Genomic DNA, 11,666 nt, shown 5'->3' with positions numbered 1-11,666 from the left:
TATGGAATTAAAAGAGAAAATATTAAAGCACTTTGAAGGGAAGGTTGTTAGAAAAGATTTAACAGCATTGGTAAAGGGTAACAATCCTGTTCCTGCTTATGTATTAGAATATTTATTAGGTCAACATTGTGCTATTGATGATGATGAAATCATAAATACAGGTGTAGAGACGGTTAGAAATGTGATACAGAATAATTATGTACATAGGTCGGATGCGGAACTCGTAAAGGCAAGAATACGAAATACCGGAAGCTATAAAATTATAGATAAGATAAATGTGACCTTAAACGATGCGCAAGCAAATATGTATGAGGCGGATTTTGCTAGTCTAGGTATACGCAAAGTCCCTATTGCAGATCAGATGGTATTGGATAATCCTAAATTATTAAGTGGTGGTGGAGTCTGGTGTATTCTAACTGTTGGCTATTCTCATGCTGATGATATAAATATGAGATGGATGATAATAGATTTAAAACCTATTCAAGTAGCTAATATAAACTTATCAGAATATGTAGGTTTAAGAAAAGAATTTACAACTGATGAATGGCTGGATTTATTAATGCATAGTATTGGATTGAATCCAGAATACTTTAATAAACGCGATAAGTTTATTCAGTTATCACGCTTAATTCCTCACGTTGAGAATAACTATAACTTTATAGAACTTGGACCAAAAGGTACAGGGAAGTCACATATATTTTCTGAATTGTCACCACATGGTGTCTTAGTTTCAGGTGGTGATGTTTCAAAGGCTAGACTTTTTGTTAATAATACAGGAAAAGGAGCTATTGGTTTAGTGGGTTATTGGGACGTAGTTGCCTTGGATGAATTTGAACAAGAAAAAGGAGGGAAGCGAACCGACGGAGATTTGGTAAAAATCATGCAAAACTATATGGCTAACCAAAGTTTTAACCGTGGTAAAGAAACCTATCAAGCAACGGCTTCCATGGCTTTTATTGGGAACACAAAGCACAATGTGCCTTATATGTTGAAAAACTCTCATTTGTTTGAATCCATTCCAGAAGGCTATTTAAAAGGTGCTTTTTTAGATAGAATGCATATGTATATTCCTGGTTGGGAGGTTCGCATTTTAAAAACATCTGTTTTCTCGTCGGAATATGGTTTTATCGTGGATTATTTAGCAGAATTGCTTCGTGAAATGCGAAAGTCTGATTTCTCAGCAATATTAGATGATAAAGTGTCTTTAGATGGATCATTAACAACGAGAGATAAAACGGCCATTAGAAAAACATTTTCTGGTTTGGTGAAAATTATTTATCCTAACCAAATACTAACAGACGAAGAAATTTTTGAATTATTGGACTTTAGTATCGAAGGTAGGAAACGCGTAAAAGATCAATTATACATCATTGATGAAACCTTCAGGTCGGAACCTGTAGAGTTTAAATATACCATACATTCTTCTGGAAAAGAGGTGTTTCCTGAAACTTTAGAAAATTTAAATTATAAGGCCGCAATTGAGGTGCAAGAAGACTCAAAAATTGAGGATGGGCATTCAGAAGTTGTAAAACCAATTATACAGTTAAAACCGCATCAGGTTATTTTAAAAGACAATCAAACAGGTATATCCTATAAAAAACTATTTGCTGAGTATCTAAAAACAGCGGAGAATATTACAATACAAGACCCATATATCCGGATGCCATATCAGTTCAATAACTTATTGGAGTTTTGTGTCATGCTAGGTAATAATAAAGGTCCTGAGCAAGAAATTAATCTTGAAGTTATATCGTGGAATAATGAAGAATACATCAATGAATCAATAGGCTATTTTGAAGAGTTGATTTCAAGTGTCTTAGAATTAGGAATCAATTTGACTTATAGGTTAGAACAACATCATGACCGTTTTATTGCAGCAGATAATGGTTGGAAAATTACTCTTGGCAGAGGCTTAGACATTTTTGAAAAGATAGAGGGGCGTTTTAATGTTGCTGAATTGGATCAAACCAGAAGAAAGTGTAAGTCTTGTGAGGTGACGTATTTGAAATTGTAAATCTTTTATGCATTTGTACTGCATACATACTTGCTAATTTTATAACATAATCTAAATATTACGTATTTAGGTGTCTTTTTTTTATCAATTTATGGAAGGCGAAATAATTAAAATAAGTTCAAATTTGGGTTTTATCGAATATGATCTCGATAAAAGAGTCTCTTATATATTTAAAGAATTTAAAGATTTTAACATTGGAGATTTTGTCTACTTTGAACTTGTGAAAAAGCCTATTGTAGGAACAGAACAAACTTTTGATAGAGCGGTTAATTTAAAGTCTATCAATAAACCTCAATATAATTTTATCAGGTTAAATAAAGTTTTAAGGGAATTAAATATTTCTTTGCATCAAGCAATAAAATATTTCGATGAAATTAATGTAGAAATTGAAACTAGTCCGAATGCAAAAATTTCAATAGAGAATTATAAGGAATTAGTGAATTATGCTAATAGTTTAAAACATAATAGCGATAATATTGATGAGGTAGAAACAGCTGCAGTGATCGAAAGAGGTACCGTAATCGAAACCGATATTATTGAAATAATATATCCTTCATTGATTATTGTTGATTTCTTTAATAAACAAAAAGCAATTCTTCCTCTTCAAAATTTATCTTGGAATATTTTCAATTCTCAAAAAATATTTTCTGATCTAAAAGTAGGGTATAGAATAAAAGTTGTAGTGGTCGAGAATGAATTAAATAAGAATGTTATTGTAAGTAGAAAACATTTTTATGAACGGCCAAGCGAAAAAAGAATATGGAGTAATCTCAAGATTAACCAAAAACTAAATGGTGTCATTGAGGAAATATTAATTAACAAGCTAATTGTAAAATATAAAGAAGAACTTTTTGGTATTATTAATATAACTTCTGATCAAAGGTCGGTTTTTAAAATTGGTGATTCCTTAAATCTTATTTTAAATGGTAGGGATGAAGTCAATCAGTTTTTAAGATTAGGAATTCATGAAGAAGTTGAATTAGATGATGAAATTGCAACTGATAATGAGGATTTTCAAACTCAAGATTTGGATTTAAAATCGGTAGCTACGTTCAAAAGATCAATTTATTATTCCGTTGCAAACAAAGAAGACCGTGAAAATGTTTTAAAGTGGTTTGAAGAAGACAACAAATTGTTTTCAAGTGCTTTAAGTCTTAAGAAAACATTAATTGTGAGTTTTGATTTTAATACAAAAGCATGGGAGAATGATTTTAAAAATGCCTTACTACCTTTTATGGGTGAAAATTCGACTGAAAAAGAAGCCTTAAAGTTTTTAGAAGAGCAAAAGTATTGGGTTAGATTAAATACTTGGTATGATAAAAGTGAAGAAAGTATTAAGAATAATTGGATTTTGTTTAATGAAAAGGTTTATCTGTCAGGTTTAGTGACCACAGATTATGATGAAATTAGTTTTTTAGTGACTAATTTGTCTTTAGAGAGAACAAAGAAAAAGGACTCATTAAATAAGGAGAGGAATTTAAATAAAGGAACTTTTTTACTAAATAGTAAAGTTAGAGTATTATCGCCTTTAGATCCAAAACCATTGGAGTCCAGTCAAATAGATAATTTTTTAAAAATTCAAAATAAAGTATTGGCATTTGAAGCTCTGAATAGATTAAAAAAGGAGTCGGGAGCTATTTTAAGAGAAGAAGGACTTTCCATTTCTATTTTCGATAAATTTTTAGAATATCAGTTGGATATTGAAAGAAAGGGTAATGAAACGGCTAGGGTTTTTGTAGGTAGTTATAAGGTAATACCTAATACAATTACTGAAACTGCTATTGAGATACATTTTGATTTAGATGATTTATTTGTAGAAAATGGTGATGAAAATCAGATGGTAGCTATTAGAACGGAAGAAATGTCTCATAGAGAAAACAGAGATAAAGAATTAGTTATTTTCTGTGATGCCATAGTTGAAGCATCTAATGACAAAACCAAATTACACTTAAAATACCTCAATAAACCTCTAGATATTTTGGATAAAGGATTTTACATAGAGCCAAAGGTTTCCCTTCGTCAATATCAAGTTCAAAGAGAAGTTATTCGAGATTTTTTTGATAAGAAATTAAATTTAGACCATATTGAATCATTGCTAGTAAGACCTGATAAAATAAAACCGCCTGAAGAAATTAATTTATCTTATATAAATAAACTTCTGGAGGAAACAGAAAAGAAACAGCCAAATAATAATCAAGTTAAGGCGGTTAAAAAAGCAGTTGGGAATAACAATGTTTTTTTGATACAAGGCCCCCCAGGAACCGGTAAAACTACGGTTATAGCAGAGGTAGTTGAGCAATTAATATCTAAAGGAGAAAAAATTCTTGTTGCTAGTCAAACCCATATTGCAGTTGATAATGTACTTGAGAAAGTGTCAAGAAATAAAGCCATAACCTGTATAAGACTTGGAAATGCTCAAAGGATAAAGGAAGATTTAAGACAATATCAAATCGATAATTTGATCGAAGTTTATTCGGAAGATTTTGAAAAATTAATTATAACAAACATTAATCAAATAGATTACCTATTAACACAAGGTGGAGATGTTGAGTTTATTGCGGTAAGACCTGCTCTTAAGAAAATTATATCAGAAAATAGTGCTAATTATAGAGAAAATTTCAAAGAGGTATTACTCAATAAGAATTATGAATTTTTAGAAATGCTGTCTAAAACATCATTCACATTCTTAAGTGGGTTGAAAAGCTTATTAATTGAATGGAGAAAAAACTTATCTCATGAAAAAGAGATATTAATCAAACCACTTTTATATAAATCCATTGATGTGGCTTTTGCAACTTGTATTGGTGTTAGAACGGATAGAGAATTAAATGAATATAATTTAAAATTTGATACTGTTATCATTGATGAAGCAGGCAAGGCTAATATTTCGGAAACTCTAGCTGCAATCTCAATGGCAAAAAAAGTAATTCTTGTGGGTGACCAAATGCAATTGCCACCGTATATCGATGGAAGCTTACTTGATGAAAAAGAGGCTACAAGTTTTCCTTTATCCAAATATGGCAAGAATTTTTTGAAAGAAGATATTCAACATGCCTTAAAAACTTCATTTTTTGAATTTCTTGTGACGAGAATTAAAAACAAACTTTTTCCCGTAGAAAATAAGGAATTACTAAATTACCAGCATAGAATGCACCCTCACATTGGAGAATTTATTTCAGATTCTTTTTATGAAGGTAAAGTTAAAATGGGAGAGCATACTTTTGGAAATACTTTAAAGCTACCAAGTCCTTTTGAAAAAGAAGTGATTTTCATAAATACATCAAGTGCACAAAACTCTTATGAAAGTTTTGATGGTTTTTCTGCTCAAAACGACTCCGAAGCGTATTGTATTAGTAATTTAGTTATACCTAAACTTCTTGAATCAGGGCTTACATCAAATGATTTTGCTGTTGTGGCACCATATAAATCACAAGTAAAGCATATTAAAAAATTCCTGAAAGAACATGATAATAACTCACATTTAATAGAAGTTTCTACATTAGACTCTTTTCAAGGAATGGAGTTTGATGTAATCGTTTTCAGCTTTACCAGAGCTGCATCACCAGATCAACGAAACAAAAAAGTTGGTTTTCTAGATGATGCAAGAAGATTAAATGTTGCTTTTTCACGAGCTAAAAAGAAATTAATTCTAGTTGGTAATTCAGAGACACTAACAGACCCAAGAAGCCACTATGATACTTTGTTTGACTATACAGGATTATTTTCAAGATTAGTGGATTTAAGTAAAATTGATAAAATCGGAAATTTTGTTGAATTAACCGATTACACTGATTTAAAATCACCGTTTGAAATTTTTATGGAAAAAAATAAGAAAGGGAGTATCATTGAAGGAAGAATTAAGAGGTTAGAGAGTTATGGTGCGTTTGTTTCATTAGGTAATCTTGATGGTCTTGTTTATATATCAGATTTAAGTTGGTCTAAAGTAAATCAACCTAGTGATGTGGTTGAAATAAATGAGGATGTTAAAGTTAAGATTTTAAATTACGACTTAAAAAAGAAGCAGGTATCGCTCGGATTGAAGCAAACTCAACCAAACCCATGGGACAACATAAGTTTTAAAAGAGGAGAAAAGTTTATTGGTAAAGTTGAGAATATAGTTGATTATGGTTTGTTTGTGGAAATTGTAGAAGGAATAACAGGGCTTTTACATTACTCAAACTTACCATTTAGTGCGAGAAGAAATTTTAAAGAAGAATATAAAAAAGGAATGGTGCTTTATGTTTCAATCGATGAAGTTAATAAATCAAAGAAACAAGTATCACTTAAATTAATAAGAGGTTAATGGCATTATTTAATTTAGACATAGAAAGGTATTATCAAGTTAAAAAAGAAGAGGGCATTGAATTAAAATCAATTGCTTACCTGCAATATCCTATTTATTGTATTCATGCAACCATTTTAGATAGTACACCAGACCCATTAGAAAAATTAGATAGAGCAATTATTAAATGTATTCTTTTAAACAATAGCATGTCTGCTTTTGATATTGCAAATTTTTTAAGTGTTCAAAAAAGAGGTATTGAATTGAGAATTCAGCAAATGAAATCAGAAGATTTGATTGAAGGAGAAAATAAATTTACTGTTACCGAGAGAGGAAAAGATATTTTGATTAATGCTACAGAGAAGAGATTTCAAAAGCGACAGCATAATTTTTATTTGGATGGTATAGACTTTAAGCCTTTAAGCAATGAACTATATTCTACTAAGTATCTAAAATCTTTTTTTAATGAAAACGAATTTACATATTACACGAATTCAAAAGGTGATACAATTTCGTACAAGCCATTCAAACCCAATATTGTTCATGAACCATTGAATAAAGAAAAAGTCCTTGAAAACATATTTAATATTCATCAAAATGATAGGGAGTTTTGGGCAATACCATTAGGTCTAGAGGTAATTGAAACGATTGATTTTACCAAAATGTCAATGCCTATTTTAGTGGGTTTAATGATTAAGGATAATAAGCCATATAGAGAGATTATTGATGGCTTTTCTAATGTAGGCGATTTTGAAAAAATAAGGTCTTTTGCATCAAAAATCAAAAATCAAATTCAAAAACTTGAATTAAGAATTGATACATGGAAGGATAAAAGTGAGAACGATAAATTCGCATTTGTATCCAATTGGGTAGAAATTGATAAGGAGAATGTTGAAGATAAACTTCAATTTATAACTAGTGAGGATTTAAAATTGGCTTTAAGTAAGCTTTATAATGTGAAGTTTTCATCTGAAGAAGAGATTATCAATACCAAGTTTGAAATTGGAATAAATATTACTGAAGAATTACTACTGAACCAAAAATCAAATAGAAGTCAGTTATTAAGGAATTTAGAGAGAGGTAGAGAGTATCAAAGAATATCAGTTAATAATGGTATTTGGATAGTCTTTATTTCATTTAAAACAGATTCAACATTCGTATATAATTTATTAGAAATAAATAATTTTTTGAAAGATGCTATAGATAAAAAGCTGGAAATAAGTCACATTACTGAAAGATTGTTTAGTTATAAAAACTACAGACAAGCTTTAGTTTTACTCGAAGAGTTTGAGTTACTCGAAAAGATTGATATCAACAAACATATGCATATAGAAGAATAAATCAATGAATAATATAATAAACGATAAGGGTAAATTTAAAGGTGGGTATTTCGTTCTGAATGAAGATAGAAATAACAATCCATGGTTAGAGCGAGATGATTTTTTTGTCACATTACCTAGTCAAAATTCAATAAAAACAGAAATCATCGAGTTAATAAGAAACTCAAAGGCATCTATAAAATTATGTTCATTTATTATTACAGACCATGAAATTTACGAAGAAATTGAGAGGGTTTTAAAGAATTCGAATGTTGCTGTTTTTATTTTAACCCAATTAGATGATTCAAAATTTTCGACTTCACTATTGTCTGAAGAGGAAATGATTGAAAACTTCAATCAAGTTCATTTAGATATAGTTAAAAAACTTTATTCAAATGGTGCACACGTTAGAGCAACGAGAACAGCACATGCAAAGTTTATCATTTCAGATAAAGAAAAAGGATTATTAACAAGTGCCAACATAACTACGCCATCTTTAACCAGTAATCCTGAAACTGGAATTTTTATAAGTGATACAAAAGCCTTAAATCATTTGGATAGACTTTTTGATGAAATTTTTCAAAATGGCACAGAATATACAAGGTTCATAACAGCAAATTTAAATAAACAGTTTGTTGTTTCAAGACGACAAAATATTTCTGAAAACACAAAAGTTTTAGAGATTAAATCAAAATTAAAATTCACTTTTGAGGATTATAATCAATCCTTATATGATGAAATAGTTAAAACTATTGAAAATTCTTCTGGAGATGTGTTTTTATCTACTTATAATATTGTAGGCCTAAATAGTTTACCAGAATTTATTGGCGCTCTCAGGTCTGTTTTAAAAAAAGGGTTTAGCGTTTATATTTTTTCAAGAGGAATGAATTATAGAGCAGATCATTTAGAAGGATGCACCCAGTTAGCAAATTTGGGTTGTATAATTTATGGAGATGTTTTTAATCATTCTAAAGGGATTATTACTCCAGAGCAAAGTATGATTTTTACCGCAAATATTGATGGCAATCATGGATTGAAAAATGGATTTGAAGTTGGTGTTATTTTGGAAGATAATCAAAATATAAATTTGAAAGCTTTTATTGAATGGCAAATTAGAACAGCTCCTTATGTTTTCACAATATCGCCACATAAAAGTAATTATTTTGATTATTACACTTATCACTGTAAATTAAAAGAAATTAACCCTAAACCGCTACCAGATGATATAACAATTAAGTTGAATAAGTCTAACAGTGACCTTGTAAAACTGATTGATGAAATTCCCTGTTATTATAAAGTAAAAAATAATAAAATATCGCAATTACAAATAGGTAAATATTCTTATGAAGCTTCTTTTGACAATAATATATTAAATATTGGAAATCAGATAAAGATAAGGGATTACAATTTAGAGTCGTATCTCCTAAAATACAAAAATGCTAAAATAACACTTGAATAATTAAATGGAATCTAATTTAAAATATACAGACGAATGGTTGGCTTTAGCTAAACATGGAAACTTTCAATTGGCTGAAAAGCTTTATTTCGATAAATTATTTCCTGAAATTATTGAAAGTTTTCAAAGTAAATATAAAAAACTCTTTAATGAAGATGAGGTACTAATATCAATGCTCGGATTCTCACCAGAACCTATTATTTTAACAGCAAATACTATAAAGCCAATTAAGCATTATGTGATTACAACTGAACATAAGGAAGAGGTTATTAATCGGGTTGAAGAGTTTGTACAGAACGAATTTAATTTGATTACTATTTCAGATACAAGTTTTAACACTATTTATAAGTCTTTAAAAGAGATATTATATGAAATTGATTCACAAAAAATTACAATCGATATAACCGGAGGTAAAAAATCTATGGTCGCAGCAGCTTCTATTTTTGGTAAAGATTATAGATGTAAAATTACTTATGTAGATTTCGAAGGTTATATAAAGGAATTAAGGAAACCACTACCGGGTACTGAAGTTCTAAATATTGTTTACGATCCAGACACTAACCAACCAGAAATATTTCTAAAATAATGACACATCAAATAACAATTCTAGGCGGTCAGATTTCACCAGTATTTTGGGGTTTATTTGAAAAACAACCTGAGATAGCTCATCTAATTTACACTAAGGATTCGAGACATCATATTCCTATACTAGAGAGTCTTTTTCCAAAAATAGTATTTCATTCAAAACAGGTTAAGCCATATGATTTTGAAGAAATTAAGACTTCAATTGAAGAGATTTTAATCGAACATGAAGGAAATACTTTTGAACTAAATCTTACAGGTGGCACGAAGGTAATGGCTTTGGCATGTCAACATGTATTCAAAGATTTTTCACTTAGCTCTTTCTACATTGATCAGGGTCATAAAATATATGATTTTAGAACACAATCGTATTCCGCGATTAATTCTAAAATTAAATTAAAGATTTTTATTACTTTATCAGGGCACAATAATTATTCTTCAAATAATATCACTGATTTTAATACAGATGAATTTAATTTTTCAAAAGAAATTTCAAGAATCTCAAGCACTGAACTATATAAAGAATCAGCGAAGGATGTTAGGTTCAAAATTAAAGATTTAGGAAAATGTAATAATTTCAGTTTTTCAAAAGGAAAAAATCTGCTTAATTGGAATAAGCCATTGATTACTTTAAAAGATAATCAAAATCAAATTAAATTTAGAAATAGTAAAGCATTCGAAATAGCTTTTTGTGGTATATGGTGGGAATTGGTTGTTGCAGACGCAATTAAAAATTGGAAAAAGATTTACGAACTTCAACTAAATGTTCAATTATTCTCAAAACTGGATAATTCTAATAAGAAAAATGAAATTGATATTGTTGTAAATACAGGTAAGAATTTAATTTTTATAGAGTGTAAATCTGGAAATGTGATTCAAAGTGATATTAATAAAATTCGAGCTGTTAACCGTCTTTACGGTGGGGTAACAAGTAAGTCTATTTTAGTATGTAAATATAAACCTAGAACTGATATTATTGAAAAATGTAATGATTTAGGTATTTATATCTTTTTTGATAAAAATTTAAAAAATTTACCCAACAAATTGGATCATGTTCTATCAGAAATGGAGATATAAATTAAGATGAATTTATCTTGGTATTGTCTTGTTAGATATTTTAATTAAATATTAGTCTATTACTAAGTAAACTTTTCATTGAGTAATTTTTTATATGCACATCTAATGCATAGATGTTTTTAATATTTGAATAGAAATAAAAAATCATGAACATATTCGATCATTTTAAGCAAATAAACCTTACTTCAGATCAAAGTAATGCACTTGATGAATGGGACGGATGATAAGAACCATTAAAAGCGGATAATTTGAACCAGCTCATTTACGGCTTTAAACTAATACAATACAATGAGTTATTGATAATTTAACTATGCTCACTTTTTTCCGCCGAGGGTGGTATTGTCTTGTCGTTTTTTGCAATTAAGAGGGGATATATAACAAAATTTGTAATAAGTTTAACTTGCAAAATATTTCATAGAAAAGAGACGGCCTTTAGATTAGTATTTTAGATTATATTCATAATGTTAATGTAGTTGAAAAGAGGGGGTCTGGTGAGACTCATAACTTATAAAATTTGTGATAATTTTGAAAAAGAACAAAAAGCCATTGCCAATAAAAGGATAAACCGACTAAAAGAGCGCATTGTTAAACTCAAAAATTTGGTTAAGTCATAAATCGGAGCCACTAATTGTCAATTGATGATTAGTGGCTTTTTTTATTTTGTTCCTTTCAAATCCATTGCAGCACATTCCCCTGCATGCCGCGAAAAACTTCATTTCGGGAAAAGCGCTTCATTAACAAAGGTCTTGGACATAATCCACACTTTTGACTTTCCATTCCGTTAACCCTTTCCGCTTCTCTGGCAAGGGATCCTTCATTTCCAGTAAAAAGTGTAAATCAAGTCCGCTTAATAGGATGAAAATATATTTGCATTTTGTTCCACTTCCTTTGATTCTGTATTTCACAAAGAATTCAGACTCACTTACCAAGCCAACA

General features: G+C 29.6%; 6 protein-coding genes. All 6 read left to right on the top strand.

The annotated features are described in order from the left end of the window. Position 1 precedes the first annotated feature (1 nt). The 6 genes from brxL (at position 2) to EV196_RS05445 (ending at position 10,730) form a co-directional block, all read left to right on the top strand. Entirely contained in the window at positions 2-2,014 is a 2,013-nt protein-coding gene (gene brxL / locus EV196_RS05470) for a BREX system Lon protease-like protein BrxL (RefSeq protein WP_132215836.1), read from the top strand. Between the two features lie 91 nt (positions 2,015-2,105). Continuing rightward, positions 2,106-6,317: an AAA domain-containing protein gene (locus EV196_RS05465; protein WP_132215833.1), complete on the top strand. Its 4,212-nt coding sequence runs from the start codon at positions 2,106-2,108 to the stop codon at positions 6,315-6,317. After that, entirely contained in the window at positions 6,317-7,636 is a 1,320-nt protein-coding gene (locus EV196_RS05460; protein WP_132215830.1) for a hypothetical protein, read from the top strand. The genes EV196_RS05465 and EV196_RS05460 overlap by 1 nt, the downstream gene beginning before the upstream one ends. Before the next feature lie 4 nt (positions 7,637-7,640). Continuing rightward, positions 7,641-9,074: a phospholipase D-like domain-containing protein gene (locus EV196_RS05455; protein ID WP_132215827.1), complete on the top strand. Its 1,434-nt coding sequence runs from the start codon at positions 7,641-7,643 to the stop codon at positions 9,072-9,074. A 4-nt stretch (positions 9,075-9,078) separates the two neighbouring features. Further along, positions 9,079-9,657 (top strand): hypothetical protein, encoded by a 579-nt coding sequence (locus EV196_RS05450; RefSeq protein WP_132215824.1) that lies wholly within the window; start codon positions 9,079-9,081, stop codon positions 9,655-9,657. Further along, complete coding sequence (locus EV196_RS05445; RefSeq protein WP_132215821.1) at positions 9,657-10,730, top strand: Card1-like endonuclease domain-containing protein; 1,074 nt, start codon at positions 9,657-9,659, stop codon at positions 10,728-10,730. The genes EV196_RS05450 and EV196_RS05445 overlap by 1 nt, the downstream gene beginning before the upstream one ends. The last annotated feature ends 936 nt before the right edge of the window (positions 10,731-11,666 follow it).

Source organism: Mariniflexile fucanivorans (assembly GCF_004341235.1).
In the GTDB taxonomy this organism is placed as follows: domain Bacteria; phylum Bacteroidota; class Bacteroidia; order Flavobacteriales; family Flavobacteriaceae; genus Mariniflexile; species Mariniflexile fucanivorans.
This window is presented reverse-complemented; position numbering and strand designations above follow the sequence as displayed.

What these genes read in the sequence shown, in the direction of transcription:
- brxL (WP_132215836.1), top strand. Translation starts at nt 2, where the DNA reads ATGGAATTAAAAGAGAAAATATTAAAGCACTTTGAAGGGAAGGTTGTT.
- EV196_RS05465 (WP_132215833.1), top strand. Translation starts at nt 2,106, where the DNA reads ATGGAAGGCGAAATAATTAAAATAAGTTCAAATTTGGGTTTTATCGAA.
- EV196_RS05460 (WP_132215830.1), top strand. Translation starts at nt 6,317, where the DNA reads ATGGCATTATTTAATTTAGACATAGAAAGGTATTATCAAGTTAAAAAA.
- EV196_RS05455 (WP_132215827.1), top strand. Translation starts at nt 7,641, where the DNA reads ATGAATAATATAATAAACGATAAGGGTAAATTTAAAGGTGGGTATTTC.
- EV196_RS05450 (WP_132215824.1), top strand. Translation starts at nt 9,079, where the DNA reads ATGGAATCTAATTTAAAATATACAGACGAATGGTTGGCTTTAGCTAAA.
- EV196_RS05445 (WP_132215821.1), top strand. Translation starts at nt 9,657, where the DNA reads ATGACACATCAAATAACAATTCTAGGCGGTCAGATTTCACCAGTATTT.